18 protein-coding genes and 1 pseudogene are annotated in these 18,765 nt (G+C 65.1%); 13 read left to right on the top strand and 6 right to left on the bottom strand.

The window, feature by feature from the left end; all coding sequences use genetic code 11:
• Positions 1 to 218 precede the first annotated feature (218 nt).
• The 11 genes and pseudogenes from edd (at position 219) to BVH73_RS16085 (ending at position 11,530) form a co-directional block, all read left to right on the top strand.
• Positions 219 to 2,102, top strand: a complete 1,884-nt coding sequence (gene edd, locus BVH73_RS08510; RefSeq protein ID WP_079417828.1) for a phosphogluconate dehydratase — start codon at positions 219 to 221, stop codon at positions 2,100 to 2,102.
• Positions 2,099 to 2,722: a bifunctional 4-hydroxy-2-oxoglutarate aldolase/2-dehydro-3-deoxy-phosphogluconate aldolase gene (locus BVH73_RS08515; protein ID WP_079417830.1), complete on the top strand. Its 624-nt coding sequence runs from the start codon at positions 2,099 to 2,101 to the stop codon at positions 2,720 to 2,722. The genes edd and BVH73_RS08515 overlap by 4 nt, the downstream gene beginning before the upstream one ends.
• A 24-nt stretch (positions 2,723 to 2,746) precedes the next feature.
• Positions 2,747 to 3,439: an HAD family hydrolase gene (locus BVH73_RS08520; RefSeq protein ID WP_079417832.1), complete on the top strand. Its 693-nt coding sequence runs from the start codon at positions 2,747 to 2,749 to the stop codon at positions 3,437 to 3,439.
• Between the two features lie 29 nt (positions 3,440 to 3,468).
• Positions 3,469 to 4,440 (top strand): carbohydrate kinase family protein, encoded by a 972-nt coding sequence (locus BVH73_RS08525; RefSeq protein WP_079417834.1) that lies wholly within the window; start codon positions 3,469 to 3,471, stop codon positions 4,438 to 4,440.
• Positions 4,441 to 4,714: 274 nt separating this feature from the next.
• Positions 4,715 to 5,968, top strand: a complete 1,254-nt coding sequence (locus tag BVH73_RS08530) for an ABC transporter substrate-binding protein (protein WP_079417836.1) — start codon at positions 4,715 to 4,717, stop codon at positions 5,966 to 5,968.
• A gap of 71 nt (positions 5,969 to 6,039) precedes the next feature.
• Positions 6,040 to 6,906, top strand: coding sequence for a carbohydrate ABC transporter permease (locus tag BVH73_RS08535; protein ID WP_079417838.1), 867 nt, complete (start codon positions 6,040 to 6,042; stop codon positions 6,904 to 6,906).
• Entirely contained in the window at positions 6,899 to 7,792 is an 894-nt protein-coding gene (locus BVH73_RS08540) for a carbohydrate ABC transporter permease (protein ID WP_079417840.1), read from the top strand. Before BVH73_RS08535 ends, BVH73_RS08540 begins: the two co-directional genes overlap by 8 nt.
• Before the next feature lie 6 nt (positions 7,793 to 7,798).
• A complete protein-coding gene (locus tag BVH73_RS08545; RefSeq protein WP_079417842.1) occupies positions 7,799 to 8,917 on the top strand; it encodes an ABC transporter ATP-binding protein in 1,119 nt (372 codons plus the stop codon).
• A gap of 43 nt (positions 8,918 to 8,960) precedes the next feature.
• Complete coding sequence (locus BVH73_RS08550; protein ID WP_079417844.1) at positions 8,961 to 9,968, top strand: Gfo/Idh/MocA family protein; 1,008 nt, start codon at positions 8,961 to 8,963, stop codon at positions 9,966 to 9,968.
• Positions 9,965 to 11,203 (top strand): annotated as a pseudogene (locus BVH73_RS08555) (AGE family epimerase/isomerase); the annotation flags it as partial. The gene BVH73_RS08550 and the pseudogene BVH73_RS08555, both read left to right, overlap by 4 nt.
• A 24-nt stretch (positions 11,204 to 11,227) precedes the next feature.
• Positions 11,228 to 11,530, top strand: a complete 303-nt coding sequence (locus tag BVH73_RS16085; protein WP_245800490.1) for a Dabb family protein — start codon at positions 11,228 to 11,230, stop codon at positions 11,528 to 11,530.
• Positions 11,531 to 11,542: 12 nt separating this feature from the next.
• Here the strand turns inward: BVH73_RS16085 and BVH73_RS08560 are convergent, their stop codons facing one another.
• From BVH73_RS08560 to BVH73_RS08575, 4 genes are all read right to left on the bottom strand, one after another.
• Positions 11,543 to 11,746, bottom strand: coding sequence for a hypothetical protein (locus tag BVH73_RS08560; RefSeq protein ID WP_079420462.1), 204 nt, complete (start codon positions 11,744 to 11,746; stop codon positions 11,543 to 11,545).
• Positions 11,747 to 11,833: 87 nt separating this feature from the next.
• Complete coding sequence (locus BVH73_RS08565; RefSeq protein WP_079417846.1) at positions 11,834 to 12,043, bottom strand: hypothetical protein; 210 nt, start codon at positions 12,041 to 12,043, stop codon at positions 11,834 to 11,836.
• Positions 12,044 to 12,132: 89 nt separating this feature from the next.
• Positions 12,133 to 13,266, bottom strand: a complete 1,134-nt coding sequence (gene cydB, locus BVH73_RS08570) for a cytochrome d ubiquinol oxidase subunit II (RefSeq protein ID WP_079417848.1) — start codon at positions 13,264 to 13,266, stop codon at positions 12,133 to 12,135.
• Positions 13,267 to 13,272: 6 nt separating this feature from the next.
• Positions 13,273 to 14,901: a cytochrome ubiquinol oxidase subunit I gene (locus tag BVH73_RS08575; protein ID WP_079417850.1), complete on the bottom strand. Its 1,629-nt coding sequence runs from the start codon at positions 14,899 to 14,901 to the stop codon at positions 13,273 to 13,275.
• A 338-nt stretch (positions 14,902 to 15,239) separates the two neighbouring features.
• Between BVH73_RS08575 and BVH73_RS08580 the strand changes: the two genes are divergently transcribed.
• Together BVH73_RS08580 and BVH73_RS08585 are read left to right on the top strand one after the other, a co-directional pair.
• Positions 15,240 to 15,596 (top strand): DUF1840 domain-containing protein, encoded by a 357-nt coding sequence (locus BVH73_RS08580; protein ID WP_342746327.1) that lies wholly within the window; start codon positions 15,240 to 15,242, stop codon positions 15,594 to 15,596.
• Between the two features lie 7 nt (positions 15,597 to 15,603).
• Positions 15,604 to 16,542 (top strand): cation diffusion facilitator family transporter, encoded by a 939-nt coding sequence (locus BVH73_RS08585; protein ID WP_079417852.1) that lies wholly within the window; start codon positions 15,604 to 15,606, stop codon positions 16,540 to 16,542.
• On the opposite strand, the gene BVH73_RS08590 is transcribed toward BVH73_RS08585, so the two are convergent.
• Both BVH73_RS08590 and BVH73_RS08595 read right to left on the bottom strand, forming a co-directional pair.
• Positions 16,530 to 17,579: a sterol desaturase family protein gene (locus BVH73_RS08590; RefSeq protein ID WP_079417854.1), complete on the bottom strand. Its 1,050-nt coding sequence runs from the start codon at positions 17,577 to 17,579 to the stop codon at positions 16,530 to 16,532. The two genes, BVH73_RS08585 and BVH73_RS08590, sit on opposite strands and share 13 nt — an antisense overlap.
• Positions 17,580 to 17,598: 19 nt before the next feature.
• Positions 17,599 to 18,648 (bottom strand): YncE family protein, encoded by a 1,050-nt coding sequence (locus BVH73_RS08595; RefSeq protein ID WP_079417856.1) that lies wholly within the window; start codon positions 18,646 to 18,648, stop codon positions 17,599 to 17,601.
• Positions 18,649 to 18,765 lie beyond the last annotated feature (117 nt).

Genomic DNA, 18,765 nt, shown 5'->3' on the forward strand with positions numbered 1-18,765 from the left:
ACCCTGGTCAATGCCCGCGAAGGCTCGGGACGCGCATCAGTCTGAACATGCACCGTTGCGGGCGCGGCAACTGCCGTGGGCTTTGTGCGAGGGCGTGGCATTTGCTTCGCGCGGCAGCCCAGGAGCGCGTCGGTCGGTGGCAAAGGTTTTGCTTGTATCAGCGGGCCGTGCGCAGTAGCATCGGACGTCTGTAGCTTAATTACAAAGCGAGCCCTATCATGCCTTCTTTGCATCCTGTCCTGACCGCCGTGACGCAACGCATCGAGGCGCGCAGCGCGGCGCGGCGCGCGGCCTACCTGTCGCGGGTGCGCGGCGCCCGGGGCAGCAAGGTCGAGCGCAGCCAGCTCTCCTGCACCAATCTGGCGCACGCGATCGCCGCGGCGCCCGTGGCGGCCAAGGTGCTGCTCAAGGACGTTGGCGCTCAGTCCCGGCCCAATCTGGCCATCGTTTCCGCCTACAACGACATGCTTTCGGCGCACCAGCCGCTGGGGGCGTTTCCGGCCTGGATCAAGGAGGCGGCGCTGGCCGTGGGCGCCACCGCCCAGTTCGCCGGCGGCGTGCCCGCGATGTGCGACGGCATCACCCAGGGCCAGACAGGCATGGAGCTGTCGCTGTTCTCGCGCGACGTCATCGCCATGGCCACCGCCGTGGCCTTGAGCCATCAGATGTTCGACGCCGGGCTGTACCTGGGCGTGTGCGACAAGATCGTGCCCGGCCTGCTCATCGGCGCGCTGGCGTTTGGCCATCTGCCGGGCATTTTCGTGCCCGGCGGCCCCATGACCAGCGGCATGCCCAATGACGAGAAGGCCCGCATCCGCGCGCTGCATGCCGAAGGCAAGATCGGCCGCGCCGAGCTGCTCGAGGCCGAAATGCAGTCGTATCACGGCGCGGGCACCTGCACCTTCTACGGCACCGCCAACTCCAACCAGATGCTCATGGAGATCATGGGCCTGCACCTGCCCGGCTCGGCTTTCGTCAACCCCGGCACCCCGCTGCGCGAAGCGCTCACCCGGGCGGCCGCCACCCGCGCGGTGGCGATCTCGGCCGAAGGGCCGGAGTACACGCCCATTGGCGAGGTGGTCGATGTGCGGGTCATCGTCAACGGGCTCGTCGGCCTGCTGTGCACGGGCGGCTCGACCAACCACACCCTGCATCTGGTGGCCATCGCCCGCGCGGCGGGCATCGACATCAACTGGACCGATTTCGACGATCTCTCCAAGGCGGTGCCCACGCTCACCAAGCTCTACCCCAACGGTCAGGCCGACGTGAACCAGTTTCATGCGGCGGGTGGCATGGCCTTTGTCATCCGCGAGCTGCTGGGCGCCGGGCTGCTGCACCCCGATGTGCAGACCGTGGCCGGCCCCGGCCTGGCCCGCTACACGCAGGAACCGGGGCTGGACGACGGACGGCTGGTGTGGCGAGAGGGCACTAAGCGCTCGCTCGACGCGGCCATCCTGCGCCCGGCGGCCGAGCCCTTCGCGCCCGATGGCGGGCTCAAGCTCATGACCGGCAATCTGGGGCGCGGCATCATCAAGATCTCCGCGGTCAAGCCCGAACATCAGGTCGTCACCGCGCCGGCCATCGTTTTCGATGATCAGGACGACCTTCTGGCCGCCTTCAAGCGCGGCGAACTCGAACGCGACTTCGTCGCCGTCATCCGCTTCCAGGGCCCGGCGGCCAACGGCATGCCCGAGCTGCACAAACTCATGCCCACGCTGGGCGTGCTGCAGAGCCGAGGCTTCAAGGTGGCGCTGGTGACCGACGGCCGCATGTCGGGCGCTTCCGGCAAGGTGCCTTCGGCCATCCACATGACCCCCGAGGCCGCCCATGGCGGACCGCTGGCCAAGGTGCGCAACGGCGATGCCATCACCCTGGACGGCAGCAAAGGCACCGTCAATGCCGAAGTGCCGGCCGAGGCCTGGGCCGCACGCGCCGCCGAACGCATCGACCTCGCACGCAACCAGACCGGCCTGGGACGCGAGTTATTCGCCGCCTTCCGCCAGCACGTGGACGGAGCCGAGCAGGGCGCGGCCAGCTTTGGCCATTTTGATGAGGCGGCCGCCCCCATGGGCGCGGAAGTCGAAACCGGAGCCCTGCGATGACCCCTCACGACTTGCTGCGCGCCGCACCGGTCATGCCGGTGCTGGTGATTCACGATGCAGGCTTGGCCGTCGACCTCGCGCACGCGCTGATCGCCGGCGGCCTGCGCGCCCTGGAAGTCACGCTGCGCACCCCGGCCGCGCTTGAGGCCATCGCCCAGATCCGCCAGCACGTGCCCGGCGCCCTGGTCGGCGCCGGCACGGTGCTGAGCCCGGCCGACTGGCTGCGGGCGCAAGAGGCAGGCGCGCAATTCGGCATCAGCCCCGGTCTGACCCCTGCGCTGCTGGAGGCGACCCGCCGCAGCACGCTGCCCTTCGTGCCCGGCGTGTCCACCGCCAGCGAGGCCATGACGGCGATGGACGCGGGCTTCACCGCGCTGAAGCTGTTTCCTGCCGAGGCCGTGGGCGGGCAGGCCCTGCTCAAGTCGCTCCACGGCCCGCTGCCGCAGCTGCTCTTCTGCCCCACTGGCGGTATCCATCCCAACAACGCCGCAGCCTATCTGGCCCTGCCCAACGTGGGCTGCGTGGGCGGCTCCTGGCTGGCGCCCGAAGCGGCCCTGGCCGCCCGCAACTGGCAAGCCATCACCGAGCTGGCGCGGCAGGCGGCCTCACTGCGCGGTTGAGGCGTGCGCCGGAGGGCTGTTGACATGCCGGTTCGCGCAGTCGTGTTCGACATGGACGGGGTGCTTCTCGATTCCGAGGGTGCGTGGCTGCAGGCCCGGCGCGACTATGCCCAAAGCCTGGACCGCGTCTGGACCGACGCCGATCATGCCGCGAGCATGGGCAGCAACCTTGAAGGCGGATCCCGCATCATGGTCGAGCGCCTGCGCCTGAAGCTCAGTCCCGAGCAGGTGGCGCAGGACCTGCTCGACCGCATGCGGCGGGGCTATGCCGAGCAACTCCCGGCCTGCGCCGGAGCGGTCGACGCGGTGCGCCGCCTGGCAGCCCGGTTTCGCCTTGGTCTGGCCACAGGCTCGCCCGCATCCCTGGCCGAGCCCGCGCTGCGCCGACTCGGCCTGCTCGACAGCTTTGCGGTCCGCGTCTATGGCGACGACGTGGCACAGGGCAAGCCATCGCCCGATATCTATCTGAAAGCCGTTGACGCACTGAGCGTCAAGCCCGCGCAGGCCGTGGGCGTCGAAGACTCGGCCAACGGCCTGCGCGCCCTGCACGCCGCCGGCCTGGCCGCCATCGCTCTGATCGACCCCGTCTTCCCGCCCGCCCCCGAGGCCCTCGCGCTGGCGGACGTGCGGCTTCATCATCTGAATGCGCTGGATGTCGATGCCGTCTTCGCGGCCTTCCAGGCGGGGGCTGGTGCGAAAGGTCTTCGGCCGCTGTGAAGGAGCAGGCAGGAGACCGAAAGAAAATCATGCACCTTGTTTGCGGCGAAGCCTTGATGGATGTTTTCGGCGGCCACGCCACGCCGGCCGGCATGGCGCTGGATGCGCGGGTGGGCGGGTCGCCCTTCAATGTCGCCATTGGCCTGGCCCGTTTGCGGCAGCCCGTTGCGTATTTCGGCGGGCTTTCCACCGACTTTCTGGGCGAACGTCTGCGCTCGGCCTTGTCGGCTGAGGGCGTGGACCTTCGAGCGGTGCATCGCAGCGCCGCGCCAACGACACTCAGCATCGTGGGGTTGGATGCAGCGGGCGTGCCCAGCTACGCCTTCTACGGCGAGGGTTGCGCCGACCGGCAGGTGCCGGATGCCGCACGCGCTGCCGTGCGGGCACTGTTGCCGCGGATCACCGCGCTGCATGTGGGTTCGTATGCCATGATGGTCCAGCCGGTGGCGGCCACCCTGCGCGCGCTGGTCGACGAATGGCGCGAGACGGCCGTGGTGGCGTATGACCCGAACTTGCGGCTCAATGTCGAACCTCGGCTCGATGTCTGGCGCGACGGCGTGGACTGGATGCTGGCGCGCGCGCATCTGGTGAAGATCAGCGCGGAAGATCTTGCCTTGCTGCATCCCGGCTGGACTGGCGAGCGCTTTGCTGCGCACTGTCTGTCGCTCGGCGTGCGCCTGGTCGTGCTCACCGAGGGCGGTGCTGGGGCGAGAGGCTGGACATCGGGTGCGCAGGCCAGGGTTGAGGCCATGCCGGTGGCGCTGGTGGACACCGTGGGCGCGGGAGACACTTTTCAAGCCGCGCTGTTGACCGCGCTGGCCGAAGGCGGCGCGTTGACGGCGACCGCCATGACCGCATTGGACGCGGGTGCCCTGCACGCCATGCTGGACTTCGCCAACCGTGCCGCGGCGCTCACCTGCGGCCGACGCGGAGCCGATCTGCCGCGGCGCGATGCGTTGCAGACTCAAGCACGTCTTGACTTCGCCACGACGCGCCCATAGCGTCGCCCGCTGCCGTTGAGGACGAGTAAGCGACTAGCCAGAATGTATTTTTACAACGCGGGCCAAAAAACATCGTGGAACGCGCAAGAAATTGTTTCATTTGATGGGTGGCATTCAGGGTTAACACTGAATAAGCGGCATAGTAGGATTGTTACATTTCTTGTTTGCCATGCGCGTATCAGACCCAGTCAACAGACGCCGCGTGCAAGCGGATTCATCCACAGAACAAGGCCAGGCAGCGGTTGTCTGAGCCCAGCATTCCCAGGAGACGAGCATGAAAAAAACCTTGTTGTGCCTTGCCATGACCGCGGCTGCGGTGCTTTCCGTGCCGGCGCATGCCGCAGACAAAAGCGTCCAGGTGATTCACTGGTGGACATCGGGCGGTGAAGCTGCGGCGCTGGGCGTACTGAAGAACGATCTCGCCTCGCAGGGCGTGACCTGGAAGGACGTGCCCATCGCGGGTGGCGGCGGGGCCCAGGCCATGACCACTTTGCGGGCGCGGCTGCTGGCCGGCGATCCTCCGACCGCTTCGCAGATGCTGGGTTTCACCATCACCGACTGGGCCAAGCAGGGTGTGCTGCAAGACCTCACGCCGCTGGCGGTGAAGGGCAACTGGGCGCAGAAGGTGCCCAAGGCGCTGCAGCAGTTCGACGTTTACAAGGGCAAGTGGATCGCCGCACCGATCGATGTGCATTCCACCAACTGGGTCTGGGCCAACAAGGCGGTGCTGGAGAAGGCTGGCGTGACGACCGAACCCAAGACCTGGGATGACTTCATCGCCGATCTGGAGAAGGTCAAGAAGGCCGGGTTCATCGGTCTGGCGCTGGGCGGTCAATCCTGGCAGGAGGCCACGATGTTTGACGGCGTCGTGTTGTCGACTGGCGGACCGGATTTCTATCGCAAGGCCTTCATCGACCGCGATCAAGCGGCGCTGAGCTCGCCGCTGATGCTCAAGGCTTTTCAGCGCATGAGCGAGCTGCGCAAATATGTCGATCCCAATTTCGCCAACCGCGACTGGAACGTGGCCACCGGCATGGTGATCAACGGCAAGGCGGGTTTCCAGATCATGGGCAACTGGGCGCTGGGCGAATTCAACCACGCCAACAAGGTGCCCGAGAAAGATTACCTGTGCTTCAACGTTCCGGGCACGCAGGGTTCGGTGATCTACAACTCCGACGTGTTCGCCTTCTTCAAGGTGGGCGCGTCCGAGAAGGCGGCACAGGATCTGATGGCCGAGGACGTGATGTCGCCCAAGGTGCAAGTGGGCTTCAACGTGCTCAAGGGCTCGGCGCCGGCTGTACTGGGTACGTCGGACGCTGACTTCAACGCTTGCGGCAAGAAGGCCATCGCCCAGTTGGCCTATGCCGACAAGCACAACACCTTGCTGGGTTCGATGTCGCAGGGCTACGCCGTGCCGCCACAGATCCAGAACGCTTTCTATGACGTGATTTCGCGCGAATTCAATGGCCAGATCACGCCACAGGAAGCCGTCAAGCAACTCGCCGCAGCGGCCAAGGCGCAATATTGACGCCGCACCTGCGACAGGGCGCGCCGTTTGAGGGCGCACCCTGCCGCAGGTGACTCTGGAAGAAGCGACCCATGAAGGCCGGATTCCTGCCCAAACTCCTGCTCAGCCCCAGCGTGCTGCTGGTGCTGGCCTGCGTGTATGGCTTTATCGCCTACACCGTCTACCTGTCGTTCACAGCATCCCAGATGTTGCCCAACTACGAGTGGGTAGGACTGACCAATTACAAGATCCTGCTGGGTTTGCAGAACTGGTGGATTTCGGTGAACAACCTCTGGATCTTCGCGCTGCTCTACATCGTGATCTCCATGGGGCTGGGCCTGTTTCTGGCCATTCTGATCGACCAGAAAATTCGCGCTGAATCGGTGGTGCGATCGATTTTTCTCTACCCCATGGCGCTGTCCTTCATCGTGGTGGGCACGGCTTGGAAGTGGCTTTTCGATCCTGGCGTGGGGTTCGAGCATGTGATCCGCCAACTGGGGTTCACCAGCTTCAGTCTGCGTTGGGTGACGGAAAGTCACCTGGCGATCTACTGCATCGTGGTTGCGGCCATCTGGCAGACCACGGGTTTCGTCATGGCCATGTTTCTTGCCGGGCTGCGCGGCATCGATGCCGAGCCTGTCAACGCCGCGCGCATCGATGGCGCGCGGACCTGGCAGATCTATGTGCACGTCATCATTCCCCAGCTCGCGCCCGTGTTCGCTTCAGCCTTCGTGGTGCTGGTGACCATGGCGATCAAGTCGTATGACCTGGTCGTGGCGCTGACCAGCGGCGGACCGGCCAACGGCAGCTGGCTGCCGTCGGTCTTCATGTATCAATACACCTTCACTCGCAGCGAAATGGGTGTGGGCTCGGCCAGCTCCGTCTTGATGTTGCTCGCCGTGGGGCTGTTCGTGCTGCCTTATCTGTTGAGTGAAGTGCGGAGGGTGAAATATGGCTGATGTCGCCTTGCCGAGCCAGGGCACACACGTCTCCGCCGGGCTGCGGGTGGGACGTGTGGCGCTGTATGCGGTGCTGGGGTTCATGGCGCTGCTGTTTCTGATCCCGCTCTACGTCATGCTGGTCAATGCGTTCAAGCCATTGAGCGAGATCGAGACCGGCAACCTCATCACCCTGCCCTCGCACTGGACCCTGCAGCCCTGGCTGACGGCCTGGGGCACGGCGCAGATCGGCGTGTCGGCGCATGGTCTGAAGCCCTACTTTCTCAACTCTTTCCTGATCGCCATTCCTGCGGTGATCATCTCCACGCTCATCGGCGCGCTCAATGGCTACATCCTCACGCAGTACAAGTTCCGGGGGGCGAATCTGGTCTATGCCGCGCTGCTGTTCGCCGTGTTCATTCCCTTTCAGATTGTGCTCATTCCCATGGCGCGCCTGCTTGGCATGATGGATCTGTCGGGCACCATCAAAGGGCTGATCTTCGTCAACGTGGTCTATGGCATCGGCTTCGTCACCCTGTTCTTCCGCAACTATTACGCGGCATTTCCGCATGAGTTGGTGCGCTCGGCGCGCATGGACGGCGCGGGGTTTTTCGGGGTGCTGTGGCGCATTCTGCTGCCCAACAGCGCGCCCATCATCGTGGTCACGGTGATCTGGCAGTTCACCAATATCTGGAACGAGTTCCTCTTCGGTTCGACCTTCAGCAGCTATTCCTCGTCGCCGCTGACCGTGGCGCTGAACAATCTGGTCAACAGTTCCATGGGCGTCAAGGAATACAACGTGTATTTCGCCGCGGCCATCATCGCGGCCGTGCCCACGCTGATCGTCTACCTCCTTTCCGGCAAGTATTTCGTACGGGGCCTCATGGCGGGCTCCGTCAAGGGCTGAAACCTGATGGCAACCCTCGACATCCTCGGTATCAACAAGAGCTTCGGCGCCGTCAAGGTGCTGCACGACGTCACCATCCAGATGGCCGACGGCGAGTTCCTCGTGCTGGTGGGCCCTTCGGGCTGCGGCAAGAGCACGCTGATGAACATCATTGCCGGGCTGGAAGAACCCACCGGCGGCGCCCTGCATCTCGACACGCAGGACATCACCCGGCTGGCTCCGGCGGATCGCAACATCTCCATGGTGTTCCAGTCGTATGCGCTCTACCCCAATATGAGCGTGGCCAAGAACATCGAGTTTCCGCTGGCGATGCGCAAGGTGCCCAAGGCGCAGCGTGCCGAACGGGTGCGCAGTGTGGCGGCCTTGTTGCAGATCGAGCATCTGCTCGATCGCAAGCCGCGCGCGCTCTCGGGCGGTCAGCGCCAGCGCGTGGCCATTGGGCGGGCGCTGGCGCGTGAACCCAAGCTCTATCTGTTCGACGAACCCTTGTCCAACCTCGACGCGCAACTGCGTCTGGACATGCGTACCGAGCTGAAGAAGCTGCATCAGCGCCTGCGTGCCACCATCGTCTATGTCACGCACGATCAGATCGAAGCCATGACGCTGGCCAGCCGTATTGCCGTGATGAAGGGCGGCGTGATTCAGCAGTTGGGTACGCCCTACGAGGTCTACAACAAGCCTGCCAACACTTTCGTCGCGGGCTTTATGGGCTCGCCGCGCATGAATCTGGTGAAAGCCACCGTTGCGCGCGCCGATGCTGGGTGGCAACTGGTCCTGCGCGGCGCGGGCGACCGGTCGGAGACCATCGATATGCCTCAGACACAGGCCGATCTGTCGGCGTATGTGGGCCAGGAGGTGCTCATGGGCTTGCGCGCCGAGGCCATCTGCCTGGCCCGCGACCACGGCGGCGTCAGCCCCCTGCGCCGACTGGCACGGGCACGAGTGGATGTGATCGAGCCCACTGGTTCGGACACGCTGGCCGTGCTGCAGATCGGCGGCTACGAATTCACCGCGCGGCTCGAGCCCGATGCCCAGCTGCATGTCGGCATGGAAACCGAGGTCTATCTGGACCTGAGCAAACTGGTCTGCTTCGATCCGAAGACCGAGGCGCGCATCGGCGCCTGAAGGCACCCCGAGAGGGCTGTCAACCACCACACAAGGACAGGACATGCGTTGGGGACTGATCGGCGCGAGCCGCATTGCCGAGAGGGTCTGCCGCGCGCTTCGCGACATCGGCGACCAGTCTCTGGTCGGCGTGTATTCGCGCAGCGAGGAGCGTGGCCGCGCGTTCGCAGCAGCGCAAGGGGTGGCACAGAGTTATACCGATCTGGAGACCATGCTGGCGCAGTGCAGGCCCGACGCCGTCTACGTCAGCTCCACCAATGAACTGCATGCGGCCCAAACCCTCACGGCGCTTGAGGCGGGCTGTCACGTTCTGTGCGAGAAGCCGCTGGCCATGCGTTTGGACGATGCCGTGCAGATGGTGCAGCGGGCCCGCTCGTGTCATCGCGTTCTGGCCACCAACCACCATTTGCGCGCTTCGCGGGCGCACCAGCGCCTGCGCGGCCTGATCGCCGAAGGTGCGGTCGGCCGCGTTCACGCCGTGCAGGTGTCGCATGCGGTGAATTTGCCCCAGGTACTGCATGGCTGGCGCTTGAATCAGCCCGAGGCTGGGGGCGGCGTCGTGCTCGACATCCTCACCCACGACATCGACCTGCTGCGCTACCTCCTGCAGGTCGAACCGCAAGCCATCCAGACCGTGGCGCAGCACAACGGTCTCACCCAGGGAGGGCTCGAAGATGGTGCCATGAGCATGGTCACCTTTGCTGACGGCACTCTGGCGCATCTGCATCAATCCTTCGTCGCGCCCCACGCGCCCACTCGGCTGGATGTGCTCGGCACCGAGGGCATGCTGAGCTGCGTCCAGTCGCTCACCGCCTCGGGCGTGCCTGAGCTCACGCTGCGCAACGCGCACGGTGCTCAGGCCATTCCGGTGGAGCCGAACGACCTGCACGCCGCCTCGGTGCGTGCCTTCGTGGCGGCCTGCGCTGGCCAGGGCGCGCCGCTGGCCACCGGCGAAGACGGTGCGCGTGCGTTGGCCGTGGCCCTGGCCGCGCTCGAAGCGGCCGCCAGCGGCAGGCGGCAGGCCCTGCACGATCCCGTCACCTGCCCATGACCCAGCCCGTCGAGGCCCAATCCGGTTCGGAGACATTGCCCATGCCGGAATTCCGCACGCCGATCTTCCTGCGCAGGCACATTCGAGACACCCTGGCGTTCTACGCCCCCCACAGTCTCGATGCCAGCGGCGGTTTCTATCACTACTACAAGGACGACGGCGAGGTCTATGACGCGCGCACGCGCCATCTGGTCAGCAGCGCGCGCTTCGTGTTCAACCACGCCGCGGCCTACCGCCGATTCGGCGATCCCGAAGATCTGCGTCGTACCCGTCACGCGCTGGACTTTCTCCAGCGCGGCCATGCCCAGCCTCAGGGCGGCTACGCCTGGGAGATCGACTGGTGCGAAGGTCGTGTCACCGTGCGCGATGGCACCCAGCATGCCTATGGCCTGGCCTTCGTGCTTCTGGCCCAAGCCCATGCGCTGATGGCCGGTGTGGAACAGGCGCGAGCCGGGTTGCAGCAGACCTGGGCGCTCATGGAGCAACACTTCTGGCAGCCCGAGCAGGGTCTCTATGCCGACGAAGCGACGCCCGATTGGCAGCTCAAGCCCTACCGCGGACAAAACGCCAATATGCACGCCTGCGAGGCCATGCTCGCGGCCTTCGATGCGACCGGCGAAGCGCGCTATCTCGAGCGTGCTTCATGCCTGGCAGACTCCGTCACCCGGCGCCTGGCGGGGCTTGCCGGTGGCTTGGTCTGGGAGCACTACCACGCCGACTGGCGGGTGGACTGGGATTACAACCGCCACGACAAGACCAATATCTTTCGTCCCTGGGGGTTCCAGACCGGGCATCTGACCGAGTGGGCCAAGCTGTTGCTGCAGCTCGAAGCGCGCTTGCCCGAAGCCGAGCGGTCGGCGGGGCTGGTCGGGCGAGCCCGGCATTTCTTCGATACCGCCATGCAGCACGGTTGGGACGAGCGGCATGGCGGTCTGGTCTACGGCTTCGACCCCGAAGGCGCCGTGTGCGATGCCGACAAGTATTTCTGGGTGCAGGCCGAAAGCCTGGCCGCCGCCGCGCACCTGGCGCTGCACCTTAAGTCACCGCACTATTGGGCGTGGTACGAACGGATCTGGGCCTACGCCTGGCGCCACTTCGTCGATCATGACCATGGGGCCTGGTACCGCATTCTGGCGCCGGACAACACCAAGCTGACCGACGAGAAGAGCCCCGCTGGCAAGACCGACTATCACACCATGGGGGCCTGCCACGACGTGCTCCGCGCACTCGCCGCGGCCCACGCGCCACTGCGGCATGTGGTGCTACTGCGCTTCAGGCCGGAGGTCGAGCCCGCGCGCGCGGCTGCACTGCTGCGCGACTTTGCGGCGCTGGCCACGTCGATCAGTGGGGTGGCCGGGGTCGAGTCCGGAGAAAACATCAGCCCGGAAGGTCTGGACAAGGGCTTTACCCACGCCGTGCTGCTGCAATTCGTCGATGCGGGCGACCGCGACCTCTACCTGAGCCATCCCGCCCACCAGGCCTTTGCGCGCAGGCTTCAGGATGCCGCCGCCGAGGTGCTGGTTGTCGACTTTCTGGACGCCAGCGCACCCTTCGCAGCCTGAGGCCGGCAAGACTCAAACCTGCCGTTCCGGCTCCGAGGATCGCGGTTCATCCAGACGTTCGAACCATATGACGGCGCCCGCCAGCAGCAGGACAAAGAAGGCGGTGCCAAAAATCCAGGCGAAATACCACGAGGCGTTGCTGCCCACCAGGATGCCCAGGCCGATCACGGCGGCGGCGGCGAGGAAGAACAGCGCGAGGGAGAGAAGTTTTTTCATGAGGTCCATGTCACGAAAAAGGGCCAGGTTGCCCTGGCCCCGAGGCGAGACCTCGCCTGCAGCGAGGGTCTTCAATAGGGCGTCGGCTCAATGCCTGCCCTGGTGTGTGCCACCGTTGCGGCGATCTTCTTCCTGGGCGTCGAAGAAGGCGCCCGAAGCGGCCGAAACCAGCACGATCATCGCGGTTCCCACGATCCAGGCGAAGTACCACGAGGCGTAGTCGCCGATGATCACGCCGATGACGATCGCCACCAGCGCGATGACCATGAAGAGCACGAAGTAGAGAAAGTTTTTCATGATGAGTCCTTGCTCTCAAGTAAATGCCGGGCCGCCCCGAGTGGCCTGTCCCCTGAGGGAAAAACCGGGAGCGGCTCGGCCCGGGGGCATCAATAGGCGTGGGGGTCGGCTTCGACTTCCTTCGGATCGACCTTGCCGCGCATGACATAAAACGCCCAGCTGGTGTACCAGAAGATGATGGGCACGAAGACGACGGTCCAGCCGGTCATCCACAGCAGGGTCGTCTCGCTGGAAATGGCGTTCCACAGCGTCAGGCTCTGCGACGGGTTGGAGCTCGACGGCATGAGGAAGGGGAACATGGCCACGCCGATGGTGCCGATCACGCCGATCCACGATAGCGCGCCCAGCCACCAGGCCAGGGTGTGCTTGTTGCCACGCACGCTCAACCATCCGAGGAGCAATCCGGCAAAGCCCAGCAGGGGAATGACCCACAGGATGGGATAGCTCTTGTAGTTGGCCAGCCAGCCGCCCGGCACCAGTTCGACGGTTTGCTGCAGCGGCGTCTGCGGCACGCCGGCGCCAGGGAAGCTCACGATCTTGTAGCCGTTGACCATGCTGACCCACACGCCCAGGACGGCGAACAGCACGATGGCGGCCAGCGCGGCATAGCTCGCCGCCGTGCGCGCCCGGCCCGAGATCGGGGCCGGTGCGCGGCCCATCATCATCACGCCGCCCATGTAGATGGACAGGGACAGCGACAGCAGCCCGGCCAGTACCGAGAACGGGTTGAACAGGAAGATGAAGCTGCCGGTGTAGACCGAGCGCAGATTCCACTCGAACTGGAAGGGCACGCCCATCAGCATATTGCCCATGGCGGCGCCGAAGATGATCATCGGCAGGGCGCCGCTGAGCAGCAGCGTCCAGTCCCAGGCGTTGCGCCAGGCAGGGGAGGCGATCTTGCTGCGGTACTCGAAGCCCAGTGGCCGCACGATCATGCTCCACAACAGCAGCAGGATGACCACGTACAGGCCCGAGAAGGACGTGGCGTAGATCAGCGGGAACGCCGCGAAGATCGCGCCACCGCCGAGAATGAACCAGACCTGATTGCCGTCCCAGTGCGGGCCGATGGCGTTGAGCATCACGCGACGCTCGAGGTCCGTCTTGCCGATGAAGCGCAGCAGCGTGCCCACGCCCATGTCCATGCCGACCATGGTGCCCAGACCGACGAAGAGCACGCCGAGCAGGGCCCACCACAAGACTTGAAGGATGAGATACAAGTCCATGACTGTTTACTCCTTATGCGCGCTCATGGGAGCGGCCGGGTTGGGGGCGAAGCCACCGCCGAACGACGGTTGCGGTTTGTGGCTGGCGGGGGTGGACGGCGTGCCGTGCTCCTCCGGGCCTTGTTTGATCGCCTTGACCATCAGATACATCTCGACAGCGATGAAGATGGAGTAGAGCGAGACGAAGCCCACCAGCGAGAAGATCATGTAGCCCACGCTGTGGCTGGATGCGGACATCCAGGTCGGCAGCACGCCGAACACCGTCCACGGTTGACGGCCGATCTCGGCCACGAGCCAGCCCATTTCGCAGGCGATGAACGGAACGGGAATCATCCACGGCGCCAGCTTCAGGAACCAGCGGTTCTGCGGCGCTTCGAGCTTGCCGCTGATGGTCAGCATGGCCGCGTAAACGAAGTAGGCCAGCATCAGCAGACCCAGTCCGACCATGATGCGGAAGGTCCAGAAAATGGCCGATACCTGGGGGATGGTGTCCTTGGCGGCGCGGGCGATATCGGCCTCGGTGGCCTTGGAGACATCCTGATCCGGGGCGTAGCGCGTGACCAGGAAGCCGTAACCCAGATCCTTCTCGTGAGCCCGGAACTGCGCCATGGCGGCCGCGTCGTTCGGGTTCTTGCTCAAGGCCTTGAGTGCTTCCACGGCGGGAATGCCGTTCTTGATGCGTTCCACCGCACTGGCTTCGAGCTGATCGACCCCGGGGACAACCTTGGTCAGGGTGTGTGTCAACAGCGGGGTGAGCACGTAAGGCACCTGAATCGACCAGACGTTGCGCTGCTCGTTTTGCGAAGGCCAGGCCACGATGTTGAACGGCGCCGGGGCTTCCTCGGTCTGCCACATGGCTTCCATGGCGGCCAGCTTGGTCGGCTGGGCGTGTGCCCCGACGAAACCCAGCGCATCGCCCAGGGTGATGACGCCCGCGGTGGACAGTACGCCGAACAGCGCCGCCATGCGGAAGGAGCGGCGGGCGATTTCGAGATGGCGGTTGCGCAGCATGTACCAGGCGCTCACGCCGGCAACGAACACCGCCGCGGTGACGTAGCCGGCAATGCTGGTGTGCACGAACTTGGCCTGGGCGTCATGACTGAAGATCAGGGCGCCAAAGTCGGTCAGCTCCATGCGCATGGTCACGGGGTTGAACGCCGCGCCCTGCGGGTCTTGCATGAAGCCGTTGGCCACCAGAATCCAGAGCGCCGACAGGTTGGAGCCGATCGCCACCAGATAGGTCACCAGCAGGTGCTGGCCCTTGGAGAGGCGCTTCCAGCCGAAAATCATCATGCCGATGAAGGTGGATTCCATGAAGAACGCCATCAGACCCTCGATGGCCAGCGGAGCGCCAAAGATGTCACCGACGAAACTGGAGTAGAACGACCAGTTGGTGCCGAACTCGAACTCCATGGTCAGGCCGGTGGCCACGCCCAGTGCGAAGTTGATGAGAAACAGCTTGCCCCAGAACTGGGTCATGTCGCGGTAGATCGTCTTGCCGGTGGTGACATAGACCGTCTCCATGGCGGCGATCATGAAGCTGATGCCCAGGGTGAGGGGGACGAAGAGGAAGTGGTATAGCGCGGTGGCGGCGAATTGCCACCGCGATAAGTCCACGACGAGGGTGTCGATCATTTTGGCGCTCCTGTTGTGTCGATCCGTTGGTCTTTCGCGTCATCGGGTGTGAAACCCGCCATATGGCCCATGCCGCGAAGAACGCTGTGCAAGGATAGGCGTCGATGTATCTCAATTTTTTGATTTGGCGCAAGGTCAGGGAATTCCCTAGTCGGTGACGGCTCGGGTGTCATGCCAATTTGCGACAAAACGTCGCACGCACAGGGACTTGGCCGACATGGCTGGGGTGTGATGCATGGGTCGGGCCGGGCGTCGCGTGGCAGGCGGGCCATCGAAGAGGGTGCATCGCCGCCATGACAGCCCCCCAGGCGGCGGGCACAATGCGCAGGAGAGACGGCATGTCGGCGTCTCCCCTCAAGAGGACGCATCCCATGATCTACAAATTCCAATCCAAGGCCGATAGCGATCTGTTCATGAACGTGGGGCCGGCAGAGCGCATTCTGTCCATCATCGGCAAGGACGCGGGGCCCAAGGGCATCATCGAGCCCGCAGAAATACCGGCGGCCATCGCCGCGCTCGAAGCTGCGGTGAATGAGGAGGAGCAGGCGCGCGAGGGGTCGCTCGAATCGGCGGCGGCCGACGGGCAGGTGGTCCCGTCCGCACAGCCCATCGGTCTCAAGCAGCGCGCCTGGCCCTTCATCCAGATGCTCAAGCGTTGCCAGCAGGCGGATGTGCCCGTCGTCTGGGGCGTCTGAGGCGGGCATGGGAGCGTCGCATCATCATCACGGGCCGGGTGCGCACGACCACGGCCACGGCCACGCGCACCATGGGGCCGACGCCAGCGTGCGCCGACTGAGTCTCGCGCTGCTCATTCTGGGCGTGTTCACCATCGTCGAAGCCGCTGGGGGCTGGTGGGTGAATTCGCTGGCGCTGTTGTCCGACGCTGCCCACATGCTGACCGACAGTGCGGCCTTGGCCTTCGCCCTGGTGGCGGCGCGTCTGAGCCAGCGCCCGCCCAGCGCCGCGCTCACCTACGGCCACGGCCGCTGGCCGACGCTGGCCGCCTTCGTCAACGGTCTGTTGCTGCTGGCGCTGACCGCCGCGCTGATGGTGGAGTCATGGCGCCGTCTGCTGCACCCCGAGGTCGTGGAAGGAGGCTGGATGCTGGTCATCGCCGTCATCGGCGGTCTGGCCAATGTCGGCGCGCTTTTCGCCCTCGAAGGGGCCAGTGGCTTGAACGAACGCGGCGCGCGGCTGCATGTGCTGTCGGATCTCCTGGGCTCCGTGGCGGCGGTCGTGGCGGCTTTGCTCATTCTTTGGCGCGATTGGTGGATCGCTGATCCGCTGCTGTCGTTGCTGGTGTGCGTGCTGATTCTGCGATCGGGCTGGCGGCTCACCCGCGACAGCGCGCAGGTGCTGCTCGAAGGGGCGCCGTCAGCCGTGGGGCCGGCGCAGGTCAGGCAATGTCTGGGCACGGTCGCCGGTGTGGCCGAGGTTCATCATGTGCATGTGTGGTCGCTTGACGGTGCGCAGCCCATGGTGACCTTGCACGCGCGCCTCGAATCGGGCGCTGCGGCGGAGGCGACCTTGCAGGCCATTCACCGTCAGTTGCATGACGGCCTGGGCGTGGAACACGCCACGGTGCAGATGGAATCCGGCGCCTGTGTGAGCGCCGGGCACGCCCCCTGTCAGACGGTCTGAGCCGGGGTCTGGTTCGGGGGCGGTGGCCGACGCATGCCAGGCAGATGCCGTGCCATGCGGACCAGCCCGCGCCACTGCTGCGCCCAGAATCCCCGGCCGTAATCTTCGCCCTGCCCCGCAGGCGGTGGTAGCTGGGCGCGTACGCCGGTGGGCTGTAGCGCGGTGGTGAAGTCGGCCGAGCGGAACAGCACATCCCACCATGGGAGCAGCACGCCGAAATTGCAGCCGTAAAGCCGAGCGTTGTTCTGGTGACCGAGTTCGTGGCCGTAGCCCACGGCGTGGTGCAGCCGGTGAAACCGCGGGCTGACCAGCAGACGTTCGCCCAGCCAGCCAAAGGACAGGCGGGTGTTGGCATGCTGCAGGCTCTGCAGCGCACCCGAGACCAGCGAAAGCGCGACGAACTGCGACGGCGGCACGCCGATGATCAGCGCCAGCGCGGCGAAGAAGGCCGCCATCAGCACGTTGTCGAGCACATGATTGCGGTCGTCGGCCCACAGGCTGAGCTGGCGCTGGCTGTGGTGCACGGCGTGCAGCTCCCACCACCACTGGATCTGGTGCTGCGCGCGGTGATACCCGTAGCCGGCGAAATCGAGCACGATGAAATAGATCAGGAAGCTCACCAGCGGCCGGTCGGTGATGCCGGGCCACAGCGCGTCGAGATTGAGGTTGTCGATGCCGCGCAGCCGGAACCATTCCTGCAGGTTGTCGAAAGCGGGTTGCAGGGTGAAAAACAGCACCAGGTTGATCAGCCCCAGGCGATTGATCAAGGTATAGAGCACGTCCACCCGCAAGGCGCGGCGATCGGGCCAGATTTCCAGCGGCCGCAGCGCTTCGAGCGGTCGCAACACCGCATAGACGACCGCGATCTGCAGCAGCCCCGCCAGAAACCACAGCACGCCGTCATAGGCGAAGTCGTCATCCACCATCAGATGGAAGTGGTAGAGCACGGGCTGCACCAGGGTGACGAAGACCCAGGTCTGCACCTCGCCCACCCAAAGGCTGGTGGTGTGGCTGATCCAGTCGAGGAGATGGAGCATGGCGTGGGCAGCGCCCGTTTCAGCGCGCGGCGGGCATGGCGGGGGCCAGGCGCAGCGACACGGCCTGCGGGCGCGCCAGACGGGAGAGCGGCGGCAGGTTGTCGTAGAACGGCGCGCGGTTGTAGAAATAGATGCCGTGCGGCGACTTGCCCACACGGATCACATCCACCAGCTTGCGGGTCTGCATGTCGATCACCCCGACCGAGCGGGCAAAGCGGAAGGTCACCCAAAGCCAGCGGCGGTCGGCGGAGAGTTCCATGTCGTCGGGCCCGGGCCGCAGGCCGGTGATGTCGCCCACTTTGGTGAGCGTATCCATGTCGAGAATGCTGATGGTGTTGGAGACGCGGTTGCTCACCAGCACATGACGCCCATCGGCCATGGAGCGGAAGTTGTGCGCCGCCTCGCCCGTGACGATGCGCTTGATGATGGTGCGCGTGGCCGGATCGACCGCCACCACGGCATCGCTGCCCGTGAGGGCGACCAGCAGGGTCTTGTCGCCCGGCGTGAGCCACAGGCCGGCCGGGGTTTCGCCCACCCTCATCGTCCACATCACGGTCTGCGTGGGCAGATCGATCGCGGCCACTGAATTGGTTTCCTGCAGGCTGATGTACACCGTCTTGCTGTCGGCGGTGAAGGCCATGTGGCTGGGCAGGGCCTTGAGGGGAATGCGTTTGGCGAGCTGAAACCGGCCCTGGTCGTAGCTGTAGATGTCGGTGCGGTTCAGCCGCAGGCAGTTCACCACGAACCAGCGGTGATCCGGCGAAAACCCGATCTGATAGGGGTCGGGGATGTTGGGCACGCTGCCGATGGGCCTGCCCGTCTGCGGATCGAGCAACATGAGGTCATTGCCCACCGCATTGGCGACGATCAGGTCGCGGTTGTCCGGCGTGGCCATGAGGTGGTGCGGCTCCTTGCCTGTGGCGAAGCTGCCGATGGGCTGGCGCGTATCCTGATTGATCAAGGTGACGCGCGCATCGCCCGAATCGAGCACGACCACCACGTCGTCCTTGGCCTGCGCCAGACCGGTCTGCGCCAGCAGAGCCATGAAAATAAACAGGAATTTACGCATCAATTCACCAGGAAAAAGCACCACGAGGCCCGATTGCGCGCAGCGGATGTCAGCGCTGCGGCCGCCACTGTAACGCGCGCCAAGGTCGATCTGTTGACCGAGGGCAGTTCATGGATT

The organism is Thiomonas intermedia (assembly GCF_002028405.1).
GTDB lineage: Bacteria > Pseudomonadota > Gammaproteobacteria > Burkholderiales > Burkholderiaceae_C > Thiomonas > Thiomonas intermedia.